The following is a 17689-nucleotide window of genomic DNA, read 5'->3' on the forward strand; positions in this document are numbered from 1 at the left end:
ATGCTGAACATGGCGCAACGATATCAGCCCGAAGCTGACCTAGCGATATGCGGGGCGGAAAAGAACCCGTGGAAATGTCCTGATGGAGTTTCGAAGAGTGACCGGGGGGCTTTTCACTCCCCTAACCGCACCGACCAGGCACTGGAATACCGAAAGGCTCCATGCCCAAAATTCGGGCGCCACACAGGTCAAAAAATCACCACCGGGCGCCCGGTTTTCAGCCCAATTCGATTGACTGATCAGCGTCATTATGCAGGCTAGGTCCCGGTCCGAATCTTCATCTCATAATGGCCGTCTTCCCGGATAATTTTGTCCGGCTCTGTGATTCATTTTTGGAATATAACCGTGAGCAGCGATGCAACAGTTCGCGCCGCGAAGCCGTCGGCTTCGTTGGCGCTGGTGAATGCGGCAGGTTGGGGTAAAGGCTTCTCGATACTGACCCGCATTACCGTCATGGCCTTCCGTCATCCGTGGCAATCGAGCTTCGCGATCGGCGCGACCCTGATCGCCTCCGCGTTCCAGCTGATGATCCCGCGGCTGCTTGGGCAAGCGGTGGACCACACGCAGGTGGCGTTGACCGGCGGCGATGCCGGCCAGGCGGCTCAGGACGCGCTGTTGACCACCGCGCTTCTGCTGCTCGGCGCCAGCGTGCTGCGCGGCATCTTCACCCTGTTCCAGAACTATTTCAGCGAGGCGGTCGGCCATCATATGGGCTATCGCCTCAGGCTCGCCTGTTACGAGAAGATCCAGCGGCTTTCCTTCAGCTTCCATGACAGCATGCATTCGGGTGACCTGATCACCGTCGGGCTTCTCGATCTAGAAGGCGTGCGCATGTATTTCTCGACCGCGCTGGTGCGCATGGTTCTTTTGACCGTGCTGATCGGTTTCGGCGCCTACCTTCTTCTATCCACCGACGTCGTGCTCGGCCTGCTGGCCTTGAGCTTCGTGCCGTTTGTCGGCTGGCGGTCGTCGGTGACCCAGCTGCGGCTGCGCGCCACCTGGCTCGACCTCCAGGAGCGGCTCTCGGTGCTCACCCGCGTCATGGAAGAAAACCTCGGCGGTATCCGCGTCGTGCGCGCATTCGCCGCCCAGGATCACGAGCTCGACAAGTTCGAGGCCGCATCGAAGAGCGCGGTCACGCTCGCCCACCAGCGCGTCGGCATCCGGGTCGCCAATACCAGCGCCATGACGCTGTCCTTCTTCGCCGCCATGGGCCTGGTTCTCTGGGTCGGCGGCACCAAGGTGATGGCCGGCGAGATGACCGTCGGCACGCTCACCTCCTTCCTCACCTTCATGACCATCCTGCAGATGCCGGTGCGCCAGCTCGGCCTGATGGTCAACGCCTTTGCCCGCGCCTCCACCTGCGGCGCACGCCTGTTCGAACTGCTCGACCTCGATATCGCCATCAAGGACGAGAAGGGCGCCAAGGAACTGAGGGTCACGGACGGCACGCTGCGGTTCGAGAATGTCGATTTCGCTTATCCGAACGCCGAGAAACACCAGGTCCTGACCGGGGTTTCCTTCGAGGCGAAGCGCGGCGAGACGATAGGCATCGTCGGCCCGCCCGGCAGCGGCAAGTCCACCATGGCCCACCTCATCCCGCGTTTCTACGATGTGACGGGCGGCAGGATCACCATCGACGGTCAGGACATCCGCCACGCGACGCTGCAATCGCTGCGCCGCTCGGTGGCCGTCGTCCAGCAGGACAGTTTCCTGTTCACGACGACGATCGAGAACAATATCGCCTATGGCGATCCCTGGGCGAAGGAAGGCCGCATCGAGCGCGCCAGCGAAAGCGCCCAGCTCCACAACTACGTGCTCGGGCTGCCGACCGGTTACGGCACCGTCGTCGGCGAACGCGGCGTATCGCTCTCCGGCGGCCAGCGGCAGCGCCTGTCGATCGCCCGCGCGCTGATGCTGCGCCCGGCGGTGATGGTGTTCGACGATTCGACCGCGGCGATCGATGCCGGCACGGAACAGCGCATCCGCAGCGCGATGCGCAGATACGCAGCCGACCGGGTGACGATCATCGTCGCCCACCGGCTGAGCTCGCTGATGCATGCCGACCGGATCCTGTTCATGGAAGAAGGCCGCATCGTCGAGAGCGGAACGCATGACGAGCTCTTGGCGCTCGGCGGCCGCTACAAGGCGCTCTACGATCTGCAGGTACGTCCGGGCGACGACGCGCTCAGCGCCTGAGGGAGGATTTATGGCCGAGGAACTGGAAACCGAACGCTCCGACGTTCGTGACGACGGAAGGCGCCCGCCCCGCGCGGTGGTCGGCTCGCACCGCATCGAGGAGGAGATCTTCGGCAAGGTCTTCGACGGCGATATCGTCAAGCGCATCTGGGCCTTCGTGCGCCCCTACCGCACCAAGATCTATTGGGCCGTGCTTGCGGTTCTCACCTTCACGGCGATGCAGCTCCTCATCCCGCTGATCATTCGTTACGCGATCGACCACGGCATGCAGGCGGGCAGCGACAGCCAGTCGGTGCTGATCTGGTCGATCGTCGCTTTCCTGGTCGCCATCCTCATCAATTTCGGCGCAAGCTATGCGCAGGAGACGCTGGTCGGCGGCGTGGCGGAAGATGTGCTCTTCGACATCCGCAAGGCGATGTTCACGCATCTGCAGCGCGTTTCGCTCTCCTGGATGGACAAGACGGAAGTCGGCCGGCTGATGTCGCGCCTGCAGGGCGACGTCAATTCCATGCAGGAATTCCTCGAAACTTCTGTTCTCTCGGTCGGCGATATCACGCTTCTGTTCGGCATCGTCTTCGTCATGCTGACGCTCGATTTCAAGCTGGGCCTGCTGACGCTCTGCGCCCTCCCCGTCCTCTTCGTCGTGCGCCTGTTCTGGCTGCCGCGCGCCCGCAAATCGTTCATGGCCGCGCATGAGACCAATTCGATCGCCAACGGCGCGCTTGCCGAAGCCATCCACGGCGTGCGCGCCGTCCAGAGCATGGACCGCCAGAGCGTCAACTTCATGCTCTATGACGACAAGGCCCGCGCCAATCTCGATACCCATCTGAACGCCGCCAAATACGCCCAGGTCATGGTGCCGATCGTCGATTCGCTGACCGGCCTTGCGATGGCGCTGGTCGTCGTGGTCGGCGGCGCCCGCGTGCTCAACCAGGCCCTCGACGTCGGCGTCATGGTCGCCTTCCTCTTCTACATCCAGCGCTTCTTCGACCCGATCCGTTCGCTCACCCTGCAATATTCGGTGATGCAGCGCGCCATGGCGTCCGGCCAGCGCCTGACGGAGGTGCTGGATGTGCCGGTCGACATCAAGGATGCGCCGAATGCCAAGATCCTGTCGGCGGAGATGGACGGGTCGGTGGAGTTCAAGGACGTGGTCTTCGGCTACAATCCCAAGCACCCGGTCCTGAAACATGTGAGCTTCAAGGTGAACCCGGGCGAAACGGTGGCGCTGGTCGGCCCGACAGGTTCGGGCAAGTCGAGCTGCATGTCGCTGATCCACCGTTTCTACGACGTGCAGCAGGGCCAGGTCCTGGTCGGCGGCCACGACGTGCGCGACCTGACGCAGGAATCGCTCGGCCGGCAGATCGCCATGGTGCTGCAGGAACCGTTCCTGTTCACCGGGACGGTGTTCGAGAACATCCGCTACCACAAGACGGACGCGACCCGCGAACAGGTGGTCGAGGCCGCCAAGGCGGTCGGCGCCCACGACTTCATCATGCGCATGCCGGACGGTTACGAGAGCATTCTCGGCCAGCGCGGCGGCAATCTCTCGCTCGGCCAGCGCCAGCTTTTGAGCTTTGCCCGCGCGCTCGTGGCGGACGCCAAAATCCTGGTGCTCGACGAGGCGACGGCCAATATCGACAGCTATACGGAAATGCTGATCCAGAAGGCGCTGGTCAAGCTGCTCGAAGGCCGCACCGGCCTCGTCATCGCCCATCGCCTCGCCACCATCCGCGAGGCCGACAGGATCATCGTGTTGCAGAACGGCGAGCTGATCGAAAGCGGCAATCACCGCGAGCTGATGAGGAACGAAAAGCTCTATTCCAAGCTCTACAACCTCAACTATTCGTCCTTCGACGACATCCCGGAAGATGTCATCGAAGAGGCCGTGACCGAACAGGCGACCTGACGGGAAGCCAGGGAAGCTGCTCCCTTATCTCCTCATTCCTGTGCTCGTCACAGGAATCCAGCCAGCCCAAGTCCTTGGGCTGAAGGGCTCTTCCGCGCCGCAGACGCGGCGCTGCTGGATCCCTGTGACGAGCACAGGGATGAGGTGAGGAGAGGCCTCAGCGCCGCTGGTTGTAGACGTCGACGCAGACGGCGCCGAGCAGGACAAGGCCCTTGATCACCTGCTGGTAGTCGATGCCGATGCCGAGGATCGACATGCCGTTGTTCATCACGCCCATCAGGAACGCCCCGATGACAGCGCCCGTCACCTTGCCGACGCCGCCATAGGCGGAGGCGCCACCGATGAAGCAGGCCGCGATGACGTCCAGCTCGAAGCCGGTACCGGCCTTTGGCGTGGCGCTGTTCAGGCGTGCCGCGACGACGAGCCCGCCGAGAGCCGCAAGGACGCCCATGTTGACGAATGTGAGGAACACCAGCCGGGTCGTCTTGATGCCGGAAAGCTCGGCGGCACGGGCGTTGCCGCCGACCGCATAGATCTGCCGGCCGATCACGGTGCGGGTAGTCAGGAAGCTATAGCCGGCGATCAGCACCGCCATGATGATCAGCACGTTCGGCATGCCGCGATGCGACGAGATCAGGAAGGCGATGTATCCGACGCCGGCAAGGATCAGCAGGTTCTTGGCGACGAAGAAGCCGAACGGCTCCGTCTCGACGCCATGCGAAACGCGCCGCTTGCGGCCCGCGAAATTCTGCACGATGAGGACGACCGCAAGCACCAGCCCGAGCAGGAACGAGGTGATGTAGAGGCCGTTGGCCGACGAGATCAGTTCGACGACGTAACCGGACGACAGCTTCTGGAAAATCGGCGGGAAAGGCCCGATCGCCTGGCTGCCGAGGATGGCGATCATCAGGCCGCGGAAGACCAGCATGCCCGCGAGCGTCACGATGAAGGACGGTATCTTGAAATAGGCGACAAAATAGCCCTGGATCGCCCCGATCACGCCGCCGACAGCAAGGCTGATGACGATGACGACAGCGAAATTGAGGCCCCACTGAACCATCAGGAGCCCGGCAAAACCGCCGATGAAACCCGCGACCGAACCGACCGACAGGTCGATATGGCCGGTGACGATCACCATCAGCATGCCGAGCGCCATGATGACGATATAGGAGTTCTGCAGCACGATGTTGGTGACGTTGAGCGGCTTCAGGAGAACGCCGTCGGTGGCGATCTGGAAGAAGACGACGATCACGACCAACGAGATCAGCATGCCGAAATCGCGCAGATTGTCCTTCAGAAAACCGCCCACGCTCTGAGGCGCCGATATCGTTTCCTGCGGAGTACTCATCATTCTCTCCCTTTGCGCCGCATGATGGCGCGCATGATATTTTCCTGCGTGGCCTCTTCGCCGGACACTTCCCCGACAAAAGCACCTTCGTGCATGACCACGATACGGTCGCAAATGCCGATCAGCTCGGGCATTTCCGACGAGATGACGATCACCGCCTTGCCGGCATCGGCGAGTTCGTTGATGATCGTATAGATTTCGTATTTCGCGCCGACATCGATACCGCGCGTCGGCTCATCGAGAATGAGCACGTCGGGACCGGTGAACAGCCATTTCGACAATACCACTTTCTGCTGGTTGCCGCCCGAGAGCTTGCCTGTTTCCTGATAGACGTTGTGGCTGCGGATCCGCATGCGGGTGCGGAATTCCTGCGCCACCTTCATCTCGGCGATGTCGTCGATGACGCCGCGCGAAGACACGCCGCCGAGATGGGCGAGCGAGACGTTCTTGCGGATGTCTTCCGGCAGGATGAGGCCGAGCTGCTTGCGGTCCTCGGTCACATAGGCGAGGCCCGCCTTGATCGCCTTGTGGACATCGGAAAGGTCGAGTTCCTTGCCGTGCAGCCTGGCGGTGCCGGTGACATGGCGCCCCCAGGACCTGCCGAACAGGCTCATGGCGAATTCGGTGCGCCCGGCTCCCATCAGGCCGGAAATGCCGACGATCTCACCGGCCCGCACCTTCAGCGAGACGTTTTTCACGACCTGCCGGTCCGAATGCATCGGATGATAGGCGGACCAGTTCTCGACTTCGAAGATCACATCACCGATCTTTGGGTCGCGCTTCGGATAGCGGCTTTCCAGATCGCGGTCGACCATGCGTCGCACGATCTCGTCCTCGTCGACGGGACCGGCATGGCAATCCATGGTGCCGACCGTGCGGCCGTCACGAAGCACCGTGATACGGTCGGCGACTTCGGTGATCTCGTTGAGCTTGTGGGAGATCATGATCGAGGTAATACCGTTGCGGCGGAATTCCTTGAGGAGTTCCAGAAGCGCAGCGCTGTCCGTCTCGTTGAGGGAGGCGGTCGGCTCGTCGAGGATCAAAAGCCGCACGTCCTTGGACAGCGCCTTGGCGATCTCGACCAGCTGCTGCTTGCCGACGCCGATATTGGTGATCAGCGTGTCCGGCTGTTCGGTAAGCCCCACCTTTGCAAGCAATGCCTGGGTGCGCTTATGCCGTTCGCTTCGGTCGATCACCCCGCGGCTCGCCGGCGGGTTGGTCAGGAATATGTTTTCCGCGATCGACATCAACGGAATGAGCGCCAGTTCCTGATGGATGATGATGATGCCGAGCTTTTCGGAATCGTTGATGTCGCGGAAGTGCCGCTCCTCGCCGCCGAAAAAGATGGAACCCTCGTAGGAGCCGTGCGGATAAACGCCGGAAAGGACTTTCATGAGGGTCGATTTGCCAGCGCCGTTTTCACCGACGAGGGCATGGATCTCCCCCTCCTGGACGGCGAAGCTGACATCGGAAAGCGCCTTCACGGCGCCAAAGCTCTTCGAAATCGCCCGCATCTCGAGGATGGGTGGCTTTTCGGCGAGCGGAACGGGATCGAGCATGATCACTCCGAAAAAAGGTCCGCGCGGCAGAATACCACCGCGCGGATTAAAAGGCTTACTTCAGCTGCGATTCTTTGTAGTAACCGCCATCCACCAGAACCTGCTTCCAGTTGGTCTTGTCAACCACGACCGGCTTCAGGAGGTAGGACGGAACGACCTTCTTGCCGTTGTCATAGGTCTTGGTGTCGTTGACGACAGGCTCCTTGCCGCTCATCGCGGCATCGACCATGTCGACGGTGACCTTGGCAAGATCGCGGGTGTCCTTGAAGATCGTCGAATACTGTTCGCCGGCGATGATCGACTTGACGGACGGAACTTCGGCATCCTGGCCGGTAACGATCGGCATGGCCTGACCGCCCGAACCGTAACCGACGCCCTTCAGCGACGACAGAATACCAATCGAGATGCCGTCATAGGGAGACAGAACGCCGTCGAGCTTCTTGCCGGAATAGGTCGAGGAGAGGATCGCGTCCATGCGGGACTGGGCGGTTGCCGGGTCCCAGCGCAGCGTCGCGACCTTGTCCATGCCGACCTGGCCGGAGCCGACCTTCAGCACGCCCTTGTCGATCAGCGGCTGAAGCACGCTCATTGCGCCGTTGTAGAAGAAGAAGGCGTTGTTGTCGTCCGGCGAGCCGCCGAAGAGTTCGATGTTGAACGGGCCCTTCTCGGTGTCGGCCTTGAGGCCCTTCACCAGCGAGGTGGCCTGCTGGACGCCGACCTGGAAGTTGTCAAAGGTGGCGTAGTAGCTGACGTTCGGGGTATCGCGGATCAGGCGGTCATAGGCGATGACCTTGATTTTCTGGTCGGCGGCCTGCTGCAGCACGTCGGAAAGCGTCGTCCCGTCGATCGAGGCGATGACGAGAACCTTGGCGCCCTTGGTGATCATGTTTTCGATCTGCGCGAGCTGGTTCGGGATATCGTCTTCGGCGTACTGGAGATCGGTCTTGTAACCGCGCTCTTTCAGAACCTTGACCATGTTGTCGCCGTCCGCGATCCAGCGGGCGGAGGACTTGGTCGGCATGGCGACGCCGACGAGGCCCTTTTCCTGGGCGCTGGCCGGAGCCGCGATGACCATACCAGCCAGCATGGCTGCGGTCGCGAGATATTTGAACATTCGCATGGATTACTCCTCCTTTGGAGCGGCTCCCTTCGAGCCGCCAATCTTGTCTAAGGGCGGCCCCCGCCGCCCTGGGGACCGAAACGGTCAGTGATTGTCGCGCGGGATGCCGTTGGTCTGGGCAATCCGCTGGTATTTGACGGCCGGCTCCAGCACTGCGCCGGTTTCGAGCTGACCGACATAGTTGCGCTGGATTTCCTGCCAGGGCGTCTGATGCTTCGGGTACTGGTAGCCTCCGTCAGCTTCCAGGGCCTTGCGGCGCTCCGCCATCTCCTCGTCGGAGATCAGGATGTCCGCCGTGCCGCGACCGACGTCGATGCGCACGCGGTCGCCGGTGCGCAGGATGGCAAGACCACCACCGGCTGCCGCTTCCGGCGAGGCATTGAGGATCGACGGGCTGCCGGATGTTCCCGACTGGCGGCCGTCGCCGATGCAGGCGAGCGACGAGATACCCTGCTTCAGCAGATAGTCCGGCGCGCGCATGTTGACGACTTCGGCAGCGCCCGGATACCCGATCGGACCGGCGCCGCGCATGAACAGGACCGTATGCGCATCGATTTCGAGCGACGGGTCGTCGATCCGGTGATGATAGTCTTCCGGCCCGTCGAACACGACCGCCCTGCCCTCGAAGGCTTCCGGATCGTTCGGGTTGGAGAGATAACGCTGACGGAATTCCGGCGAGATGACGCTGGTCTTCATGATCGCCGACGAGAAGAGATTGCCTCGCAAGACGCGGAAACCGGCCGCCGGCTTCAGAGGCTCGTCATAACGGCGGATGACTTTCTCGTCCTCGATGATCGCGCCACGGCAGTTCTCGCCGATCGTCTTGCCGTTGACCGTCATGGCGTCCTCATGGATGAGGCCCTGGGTCATCAGCTGGTTGACGACGGCAGGGACACCGCCCGCATGATAGTAGTCTTCGCCGAGATATTCGCCGGCCGGCTGCAGGTTGACGAGCAGCGGCACTTCCTCGCCATAGGCCTGCCAGTCGTCGACGGTGAGTTCGACGCCGATATGGCGGGCGAGCGCGTTCAGATGGATCGGCGCATTGGTCGAGCCACCGATCGCCGAATTGACGCGGATCGCGTTGATGAAGGCTTCCTTGGTCAGGATGTCGGAGGGCTTCAGGTCTTCCTTGACCATTTCGACGATGCGAAGGCCGGTCAGGTAGGAGACCTCCTGCCGATCGCGATAAGGCGCCGGGATCGCCGCAGAACCGGGAAGCTGCATGCCGAGCGCTTCGGCGAGCGAATTCATCGTCGTCGCCGTGCCCATCGTGTTGCAGTAGCCGGTGGAAGGCGCCGAGGAGGCGACCAGCTTGACGAAGCCGGCATAATCGATCTCGCCCTTGGCGAGCAGCTCACGGGCCTTCCAGACGATCGTGCCGGAACCGGTACGCTCGCCGCGGAACCAGCCGTTCAGCATCGGACCGACGGACAGCGCGATCGCTGGAATATTGACCGTCGCCGCCGCCATCAGACAGGCCGGCGTGGTCTTGTCGCAGCCGATCGTCAAAACGACGCCGTCGAGCGGATAGCCGTAGAGCACCTCGACCAGGCCGAGATAGGCGAGGTTGCGGTCAAGGCCGGCGGTCGGACGCTTGCCGGTTTCCTGGATAGGATGGACCGGGAATTCGATGGCAATGCCGCCGGCTTCGCGGATACCCTCGCGCAGACGATGCGCCAGTTCCAGATGATGCCGGTTGCACGGCGAAAGATCGGAACCCGTCTGGGCGATGCCGATGATCGGCCGGTCGGACTGCAGTTCGGCCTGGCTGAGACCGAAATTCATGTAGCGCTCGAGATAAAGCGCCGTCATGTCGACATTCGACGGGTTGTCGAACCACGCGCGAGAACGGAGCTTGCGGACCTCCTGGCGACGCTGGTCGGTTTCGGCAATCTCGTTCGAGGTTACGTTTTCGGAATTGGTCATCATCAGTCCTCAAATACGTCTGTTTGAATGCGCCGGCCCAGCATGAAGGCATCGGCGACATGCACCAGCGGCGAGAAATCGGTATCGCTGCGACCCTCGGTCACAAGCGTCACGAAATCACGATAGAGATTGCGGTATTCCCTGTCTTCCTCGACGATCGCGCTTTTGCCATCGACGAACAGGCGGCTGCCGCCATGGGTCAGGACGATCGGGCCCTCGTCGGTCTCGACGCGGATATCCCAGGTCTGCGGACCGGTCTGGCGCCAGTCGAATTCGGCCGAGACAGGAACGCCGCCATCAGTTTCGAACGAAAGGCTTGCGGCAATCGGCGCCGCCCGGTTGGCCGGGAAGGTCAGTTCCGAGCGAGTGAGATGAAAGCTCTCGGGCAGGATGCGAGTAACGATCGACAGCGCGTTGATGCCGGGATCGAAGACGCCGAGGCCACCGGGCTCCCAGATCCAGGCCTGGCCCGGATGCCAGTGGCGGACATCTTCCTTCCATTCAACCGCTACGCTACGGATCTTCCGCTTTGCGAGCAGCGCCCGCGCCGGCTCGACAGCGGCGGCAGCCCGTGAATGCCAGGTCGAAAACAGCGAAACGCCCTTCGCCTTGGCAAGCTTTTCCAGAGCATAGACTTCCGAAAGCGTCGCACCCGGCGGCTTTTCGAGCATCACGTGCTTGCCGGCATCGAGCGCCGCCTTTGCCTGTTCGAAACGTCCCACGGGCGGCGTGCAGAGAGAGACCGCATCGAACTCGACGTCCGAGGCGAGCAGATCGCCGATCTCGTGGAAACAGGCAATCTGATCGAGCCTGGCGTGCCGGCTGGCGACGGCCACGAGATCGATGCCGTCGGTCGCTTCGATCGCGCCGAGATGCTGATCCCTTGCGATCTTTCCAAGCCCGACGATGGCGATACGGATGGGAGCCATGGCCGCCTCAGAGCTTCTTGATCGTCACGGGCGTGTCCGCCGCGACGGCCAGCCGGTTGACGAGCGGCAGCTTGAAGGGTGCGGCGGAGATCTCGAAGACGTCGCCGGGCTCAGTCTTGATGCCCTCGGAGAACGACAGCGTCGCCGTTCCGAAGAAATGTACATGCAGATCGCCCGGCTGGCGGAAGATGTCGTATTTGAAATTGTGATGTTCGAGGTTGGCGATCGTATGCGACATGTTCGCCTCGCCGGACAGGAAAGGCTTTTCGAAGATCACCTCGTCGCCGCGCAGCACGCGGGAAGTACCCTCCACATGGTCCGGCAGGTCACCGACCAGGAGTTCCGCGCCGAGCGCCGCCTGGCGCAGCTTGGAATGAGCGAGCCAGAGATAGTTGCCCTTCTCCGTCACATGGTCCGAAAATTCGTTTGCGAGACAGAAGCCGAGCCGGAAAGGCGTGCCGTCCGGACCGATCAGGTAGATCCCCGCCAGCTCCGGCTCCTCGCCGCCATCGAGCGCGAAGGCCGGCGACACGAGATCGCTGCCGGTGGCGCGAAGCTGGGAGCCATTGCCCTTGTAGAACCATTCCGGCTGCACGCCGGCCACGCCGGGCTTCGGCTTGCCGCCTTCGACGCCCATCAGGAACATGCGCATCGAATCGGTCGGCTTTTCCGTCGCCTGCGCCGCCTTGTGCATCTTGTCGCGACCGTCGGCCGAGCCGAGATGCGTCAAACCGGTGCCAGCGACGATGAAATGCGCCGGGTCCGGATGGGTGATCGGCAGGCCAAGGCGCCCTTCGCTCGTGGCCTTTTCGAGGTCCACGACATCGCCGAGACCGGCCGCTTCGATCCGTTGAGCCAATGTCTGGCCGGCGGCAATCGCCTGAGAGGCGAGGTCATAGGTGGACGAAACGCCGTTCACGGCGCGGGCAGCACCTTCGCCATCCCACGCGACGACAATAGACGCACCAGCGCCATTCACGACCTGAAGAACCCGCAACATCGATTTTATCACCCAAATGCTTCCAATACCAACATGACGTCTCCTGCCGCCATGCCACTCCTCCCATCAGAACCATTCGGCCCGATGTAGTCATTAATACGACTATTGGATCGACATCGGGCTTGTCAAGGAGAAGAAAAACCGCTTCCGGCAGTGCCGATCTTTTTAAGAATGCTATTTATCTCAAAGATTCAATCGATTGTTCCCATCAAAAGCGGTGGAAGGAGGCCTTTCTCACAACCGTTTCGAAATTAGCGCTTGAAAAAGTAATATTATATGCCAATCCTTGGGCCGTCAGTTCGCTTTCTCATCTCTGGGAGGATTTAAGATGAAAAGAGCTCTCGCGGCAGCTGTGGCCGCTCTTACCCTATCGTTGGCATCCGGCGTTTCCGCCGCATCCCTCACCGTCGGCTTCTCGCAGATCGGATCCGAATCCGGCTGGCGTGCGGCCGAAACCACGGTCACCAAGCAGGAGGCCGAAAAACGCGGCGTTACCCTGAAATTTGCCGATGCTCAGCAGAAGCAGGAAAACCAGATCAAGGCGATCCGCGGCTTCATCGCTCAGGGCGTCGATGCGATCTTCATCGCTCCGGTCGTCGCGACCGGCTGGGATGCGGTTCTGAAGGAAGCCAAGGAGGAAAAGATCCCGGTCATCCTGCTCGACCGCGAAATCGAATCGCCGAAGGACCTCTATCTGACCGCCGTGACCTCCGACCAGGTGTTCGAAGGCAAGGTCGCCGGCGACTGGCTGGTCAAGGAAATCGGTTCCAAGAACTGCAAGGTCATGGAACTTCAGGGGACAACCGGTTCCTCGCCCGCCATCAACCGCAAGAAGGGTTTCGAACAGGCGATCGCCGCGCATTCCAACATCAAGATCGCCCGCTCGCAGACCGGTGACTTCACCCGTACCAAGGGCAAGGAAGTCATGGAAAGCTTCATCAAGGCGGAAGGCGGCGGCAAGGACATCTGCGCGGTCTATGCCCATAACGACGACATGGCGGTCGGCGCCATCCAGGCGATCAAGGAAGCCGGCCTGAAGCCTGGCACCGACATCAAGATCGTCTCGATCGACGCGGTGCCGGATATCTTCCAGGCGATGGCCAAGGGCGAAGCCAACGCGACAGTGGAGCTGACACCGAACATGGCCGGCCCCGCCTTCGAAGCCCTCAATGCCTATCTCAAGGACAAGAAGGCCCCGCCGAAGTGGATCCAGACCGAATCCAAGCTCTACACCGCCAAGGATGACCCGATGAAGGTCTACGAAGCCAAGAAGGGCCTCGGTTACTGACCTCCCGCCGCCCGGCTCCGCTTCCTTTCTCCTCGGGCCGGGCGCCTCCAGCAACCGGAGCGGTGCATCACGCCGCTCCGGTTCTTCGATAGACGCGGGACTTTAGGCATGTCGGACAAGAACTCACTTCTGGAAGCCCGGGGCATCGGCAAGGCCTTCCTCGGCATCACTGCGCTCGACGGCGTGGACTTCACGCTCGAACGCGGAGAGATTCATGCGCTGCTCGGCGAAAACGGCGCCGGCAAATCGACGCTGATCAAGATCCTCACCGGGGTCTACAGCCGCGATCACGGCACCATGCGTCTCGACGGCGCCGAGGTAACGCCGGGAAGCGTCGCGGAAGCGCAAAGCCTCGGCATCGGCACCGTTTACCAGGAGGTCAATCTCCTCGAAAACCTCACGGTCGCGGAGAACCTTTTCCTGGGCCGCCAGCCACGCCGTTTCGGCCTGATCGACCGCCGCGAAATGCGCCGCCGCTCGAAGGCGCTTCTCGAACGCTACGGCCTCGATATCGACGTCGACGCCCTGCTCTCGTCCTATTCGGTTGCCGTCCGCCAGCTTGTCGCCATCGCCCGCGCCGTCGATCTTTCCGGCAAGGTTCTGGTGCTCGACGAACCGACCGCCAGCCTCGACGCCCACGAGGTGGAGATGCTGTTTACGGTCCTGCGCCGGCTGCGCGAGGAAGGTCTCGGCATCATCATCATCACCCATTTCTTGAACCAGGTTTATGCAGTCGCCGACCGCATCACGGTCCTGCGCAACGGCCGGCTCGTCGGCTCCCGCAAGCTCGCCGAACTGTCGCGGCTTGAGCTGATCTCGATGATGCTCGGCCGCGAACTGCAGCACATCACCCGCGAACATCAGGCGCAGGAAGAAAACATCGCCTCGACGGCGGACGCGCCTATCCGCTTCTCGGGTTACGGCAAGCGCGGCAGCGTCGCACCTTTCGATCTGGATATTCGCCCCGGCGAAGTGGTCGGCGTCGCGGGCCTGCTCGGCTCCGGCCGCACCGAGACCGCCTTCCTGCTCTTCGGCATCGACCGCGCCGACAGCGGCACCGCGACCATCGACAATCAACAGATAATCCTCTCCTCCCCGGAGGCGGCAATCGCCAGCGGCTTCGGTTTCTGCCCGGAAGAGCGCAAGACGGACGGCATCATCGGCGATTTTTCAGTCGCCGATAATATCGCGCTCGCGGTGCAGGCCCGCCAGGGCTGGGCAAAACCGATCTCGTCGCGGGAAAAGGCAGCTCTTGCCGAAAGCTTCATCAAGTCGCTGGATATCCGGCCTGCTGATCCCAATAGACAGATGAAATTCCTTTCGGGCGGCAACCAGCAGAAGGCGATCCTCGCCCGTTGGCTGGCAACCGAACCCCGTCTGCTGATTCTCGACGAACCGACCCGCGGCATCGATATCGGCGCGCATGCGGAAATCCTGAAGATGATCGAAAAACTCTGCGCCGACGGCATGTCGTTGGTCGTCATCTCCTCGGAACTGGAGGAACTGACCGCCATCGCCCACCGCGTCGTCGTGCTGTCCGACCGCAAGCATATCGCCGAACTCAAGGGCGATCAGGTGACCGCCGACAACATCATGCAGGCGATCGCCACCCGCACGGAGGCCGCGTGATGAACCGTCTCACCCGCCGGCTGAAACGGCTGGCCCCTCAGATCATCGCGCTTGTGGTCATCCTCGCCCTGATCACGGCGGTCGCACCCGGTTTCCTCAACGTCTCGTTCCAGAACGGCCGCCTCTACGGCAGCCTGATCGATATTCTGGTGCGCGCCGCCCCTGTGGCGCTGCTGACGATCGGCATGACACTGGTGATTGCCACCCGCGGCATCGACCTCTCGATCGGCGCGGTGATCGCAATCTGCGGCGCCGTCGCCGCGACGCTGATCAGCAAGGACTACCCGTTGCCCGCCGTGATCCTGATCTCGCTGGGCGTTGGCCTCGTCTGCGGGCTGTGGAACGGCGTGCTGGTCGCCCTCCTCGACATCCAGCCGATCATCGCGACCCTGATCCTGATGGTGGCCGGCCGCGGCATCGCGCAGCTCATCACCGAAGGCGTCATCCTCACCTTCAACAACGACAGCTTCGCGGCGCTGGGCTCCGGTTCGCTCGGCGGCATCCCGATCCCGATCCTCATCTGGATCTGCGCCGCACTGATCATCGGCCTGCTGGTGCGCCGCTCCGCGCTCGGTTTCCTGATCGAGGCGACCGGCATCAATCGCCGCGCCGCGACGCTTGCCGGGGTGCGCGCCCGCTTCCTGCTGTTCTTCGTCTATGCGATCTCCGGCATCTGCGCCGCCATCGCCGGCCTGATCGTCACCGCCGACATCCGCGGCGCCGATGCCAACAATGCCGGTCTCTGGCTGGAGCTCGACGCCATCCTCGCCGTCGTCATCGGCGGCACGTCGCTGAACGGCGGACGGTTCTCGATCACCGCATCTCTGATCGGCGCGCTGATCATCCAGTCCATCAACACGGGCATCCTCGTCTCCGGCTTCCCGCCGGAATTCAACCTGATCATCAAGGCCGGCATCATCATCGTCGTCCTCACCCTGCAGTCGCCGGCGATCATGGCGCTGTTCGGCTTCCTCAAGACCCCGCGGCGCAAGGCCGAGACGGTATCCCGCGACACATCCCACAAGGCGGAAGGAACGGTTCGATGATCCACACCCGCAACCTGCCCTTCGTCACCACGCTCGGCATCTTCGTCATCGCCTATGCCCTCTGCGTGCTGCAGTTCCCGAACATGATGTCGACGCGCGTCATCGGCAATCTTCTGACCGACAACGCCTTTCTGGGCATCGCCGCGGTCGGCATGACATTCGTCATCCTGTCGGGCGGCATCGATCTGTCGATCGGTTCGGTGATTGCGTTCACCAGCGTTTTCGTGGCCGTCATGGTCGGCTCCCTCGGCGTCCATCCGCTGATCGCCTTTGCGGCGGTCCTGGTCATCTCGACCCTTTTCGGCAGCCTGATGGGCGGGATGATCCGCTATCTCGGCATACCGCCTTTCGTCGTGACACTCGCCGGCATGTTTTTGGCCCGCGGTGCGGCCTATCTGATCTCGACCGAATCCGTGCCGATCTCGCACGGTATGATCGACGCGATCCAGGGCTTCTACTTCCGCTTTCCGGGCGGCGGCCGGCTGACCACACTCGCCATGCTGATGCTGCTGGTGTTCATCGTCGGCGCCTTCGTCGCGGCGCGCACACGCTTTGGCGCCAATGTCTATGCGATCGGCGGCAACCAGCAATCGGCCGAGCTGATGGGGGTTCCCGTCGGCTCCACGACGGTCGGCATCTATGCGCTGTCCGGCTTCCTGTCCGGCCTCGCGGGGATCGCCTACACGCTCTACACCTCGTCCGGCTATTCGCTGGCGACGGTCGGCGTCGAACTCGATGCGATCGCGGCCGTGGTCATCGGCGGCACGCTTCTGACCGGCGGCGTCGGCCTGGTCGCGGGAACATTCATCGGGATTTTGATCCAGGGCTTGATCCAGACATACATCGTCTTCGACGGGACGCTCTCGTCCTGGTGGACGAAAATCGTCATTGGCATCCTTCTCTTCGTCTTCATTGTATTGCAGCGCGGAATCATCTGGTATTCAAACCGGCGACTGGCCGAGGGCCGGCTGAAGGAGATCTGAGTGGGACTTCTGGAAACGACGATCAGTGGACGAAAGCGCCGCAGCAACCACGCCCATGTGGTGGCGGAGCTCGGCCGGGGGATCGTTTCCGGCAAGATCCCGGAAGGCTCTCTGCTGCCCGGCGACACCGAGCTTTCCGCCCGTTTCGGCGTGTCCCGCACGGTGTTGCGCGAATCCATGAAGACGCTCGCCGCCAAAAGGCTGGTCGAAGCCAAGGCCAAGGTCGGCACCCGCGTGCTCGACAAGGCCAGCTGGAATTTCTTCGATTCGGACGTACTCGGCTGGCGCTTCGAATCCGGGCTGGACTTCGAATTCATCGAGCACCTCGCGGAGATGCGCATGGCGCTGGAACCGGCGGCCGCCGCCGCCGCAGCGCTGCGCGCCTCCAGCGACGACATCGTCGCGCTCTACGCGATTGCCGCGAAGTTCGACGACCTTTCCCACACGCCGGAAACCATCGCCAAGGTAGACCTGGAATTCCACCTTGCCATCGCCCGGATGTCGGGCAATCCGTTCATGCGCTCGGCGAGCGCGCTGATCGAGGCGGCTCTCGCCATCTCCTTCCAGCTCTCCTCGCCGGCTGCCTCGCCGGAAAAGATCGACGAGGTCGCCACCAACCACCTGAGGATCGCGCATGCGGTTGCCTCGCGCGATCCAGACAGGGCGATCGCCGCCATGCGCCACGTCATCGAGGTCGGCAAAATCCGCATTGCCAACTCGTTCGAAGTGACCCTGCCGACCTGAGACGTG

12 protein-coding genes and 1 pseudogene are annotated in these 17689 nt (G+C 62.4%); 7 read left to right on the forward strand and 6 right to left on the reverse strand.

Features of this window, described 5'->3' with window-relative positions; translation table 11 throughout:
• The first annotated feature begins 345 nt into the window (after positions 1–345).
• Together ACSQ8R_RS10395 and ACSQ8R_RS10400 are read left to right on the forward strand one after the other, a co-directional pair.
• Entirely contained in the window at positions 346–2199 is a 1854-nt protein-coding gene (locus ACSQ8R_RS10395; RefSeq protein ID WP_436253269.1) for an ABC transporter ATP-binding protein, read from the forward strand.
• A 10-nt stretch (positions 2200–2209) separates the two neighbouring features.
• Positions 2210–4108: an ABC transporter ATP-binding protein gene (locus ACSQ8R_RS10400; protein ID WP_436253270.1), complete on the forward strand. Its 1899-nt coding sequence runs from the start codon at positions 2210–2212 to the stop codon at positions 4106–4108.
• Positions 4109–4265: 157 nt separating this feature from the next.
• On the opposite strand, the gene mmsB is transcribed toward ACSQ8R_RS10400, so the two are convergent.
• The 6 genes and pseudogenes from mmsB to araD1 all read right to left on the reverse strand — a co-directional run bounded on the left by mmsB (position 4266) and on the right by araD1 (position 11993).
• Positions 4266–5456, reverse strand: a complete 1191-nt coding sequence (gene mmsB, locus ACSQ8R_RS10405; RefSeq protein ID WP_436255437.1) for a multiple monosaccharide ABC transporter permease — start codon at positions 5454–5456, stop codon at positions 4266–4268.
• The gene (gene mmsA, locus ACSQ8R_RS10410; RefSeq protein ID WP_436253271.1) at positions 5456–7015 is read right to left on the reverse strand and encodes a multiple monosaccharide ABC transporter ATP-binding protein; all 1560 of its coding nucleotides are present in this window, start codon (positions 7013–7015) and stop codon (positions 5456–5458) included. Before mmsA ends, mmsB begins: the two co-directional genes overlap by 1 nt.
• A 55-nt stretch (positions 7016–7070) precedes the next feature.
• Positions 7071–8102, reverse strand: a complete 1032-nt coding sequence (gene chvE / locus ACSQ8R_RS10415) for a multiple monosaccharide ABC transporter substrate-binding protein (protein ID WP_436255438.1) — start codon at positions 8100–8102, stop codon at positions 7071–7073.
• Between the two features lie 117 nt (positions 8103–8219).
• A pseudogene (locus tag ACSQ8R_RS10420) lies at positions 8220–10008 on the reverse strand (IlvD/Edd family dehydratase); the annotation flags it as partial.
• A gap of 58 nt (positions 10009–10066) precedes the next feature.
• Complete coding sequence (locus ACSQ8R_RS10425) at positions 10067–10993, reverse strand: Gfo/Idh/MocA family protein (RefSeq protein WP_436253272.1); 927 nt, start codon at positions 10991–10993, stop codon at positions 10067–10069.
• 7 nt (positions 10994–11000) lie between these two features.
• Positions 11001–11993 (reverse strand): AraD1 family protein, encoded by a 993-nt coding sequence (araD1, locus tag ACSQ8R_RS10430; protein WP_436253273.1) that lies wholly within the window; start codon positions 11991–11993, stop codon positions 11001–11003.
• A 328-nt stretch (positions 11994–12321) separates the two neighbouring features.
• On the opposite strand from araD1, the gene ytfQ reads away from it, so the two are divergent.
• The 5 genes from ytfQ (at position 12322) to ACSQ8R_RS10455 (ending at position 17683) form a co-directional block, all read left to right on the forward strand.
• Positions 12322–13281 (forward strand): galactofuranose ABC transporter, galactofuranose-binding protein YtfQ, encoded by a 960-nt coding sequence (gene ytfQ / locus ACSQ8R_RS10435; RefSeq protein WP_436253274.1) that lies wholly within the window; start codon positions 12322–12324, stop codon positions 13279–13281.
• 108 nt (positions 13282–13389) lie between these two features.
• Positions 13390–14910, forward strand: coding sequence for a sugar ABC transporter ATP-binding protein (locus ACSQ8R_RS10440; RefSeq protein WP_436253275.1), 1521 nt, complete (start codon positions 13390–13392; stop codon positions 14908–14910).
• Positions 14910–15956: an ABC transporter permease gene (locus tag ACSQ8R_RS10445; RefSeq protein WP_436253276.1), complete on the forward strand. Its 1047-nt coding sequence runs from the start codon at positions 14910–14912 to the stop codon at positions 15954–15956. Before ACSQ8R_RS10440 ends, ACSQ8R_RS10445 begins: the two co-directional genes overlap by 1 nt.
• The gene (yjfF, locus tag ACSQ8R_RS10450) at positions 15953–16939 is read left to right on the forward strand and encodes a galactofuranose ABC transporter, permease protein YjfF (RefSeq protein WP_436253277.1); all 987 of its coding nucleotides are present in this window, start codon (positions 15953–15955) and stop codon (positions 16937–16939) included. Before ACSQ8R_RS10445 ends, yjfF begins: the two co-directional genes overlap by 4 nt.
• Complete coding sequence (locus ACSQ8R_RS10455; RefSeq protein WP_436253278.1) at positions 16940–17683, forward strand: FadR/GntR family transcriptional regulator; 744 nt, start codon at positions 16940–16942, stop codon at positions 17681–17683. It begins immediately after the preceding gene.
• Positions 17684–17689 lie beyond the last annotated feature (6 nt).

The organism is Neorhizobium sp. LjRoot104, assembly GCF_964253725.1.
Taxonomy (GTDB): domain Bacteria; phylum Pseudomonadota; class Alphaproteobacteria; order Rhizobiales; family Rhizobiaceae; genus Neorhizobium.

Bases quoted from the DNA above. Each gene is read 5' to 3' on its own strand.
- ACSQ8R_RS10400 (WP_436253270.1), top strand. From the start codon at position 2,210: ATGGCCGAGGAACTGGAAACCGAACGCTCCGACGTTCGTGACGACGGA.
- mmsB (WP_436255437.1), bottom strand. From the start codon at position 5,456: ATGAGTACTCCGCAGGAAACGATATCGGCGCCTCAGAGCGTGGGCGGT.
- mmsA (WP_436253271.1), bottom strand. From the start codon at position 7,015: ATGCTCGATCCCGTTCCGCTCGCCGAAAAGCCACCCATCCTCGAGATG.
- chvE (WP_436255438.1), bottom strand. From the start codon at position 8,102: ATGCTGGCTGGTATGGTCATCGCGGCTCCGGCCAGCGCCCAGGAAAAG.
- ACSQ8R_RS10425 (WP_436253272.1), bottom strand. From the start codon at position 10,993: ATGGCTCCCATCCGTATCGCCATCGTCGGGCTTGGAAAGATCGCAAGG.
- araD1 (WP_436253273.1), bottom strand. From the start codon at position 11,993: ATGTTGCGGGTTCTTCAGGTCGTGAATGGCGCTGGTGCGTCTATTGTC.
- ytfQ (WP_436253274.1), top strand. From the start codon at position 12,322: ATGAAAAGAGCTCTCGCGGCAGCTGTGGCCGCTCTTACCCTATCGTTG.
- ACSQ8R_RS10440 (WP_436253275.1), top strand. From the start codon at position 13,390: ATGTCGGACAAGAACTCACTTCTGGAAGCCCGGGGCATCGGCAAGGCC.
- ACSQ8R_RS10445 (WP_436253276.1), top strand. From the start codon at position 14,910: ATGAACCGTCTCACCCGCCGGCTGAAACGGCTGGCCCCTCAGATCATC.
- yjfF (WP_436253277.1), top strand. From the start codon at position 15,953: ATGATCCACACCCGCAACCTGCCCTTCGTCACCACGCTCGGCATCTTC.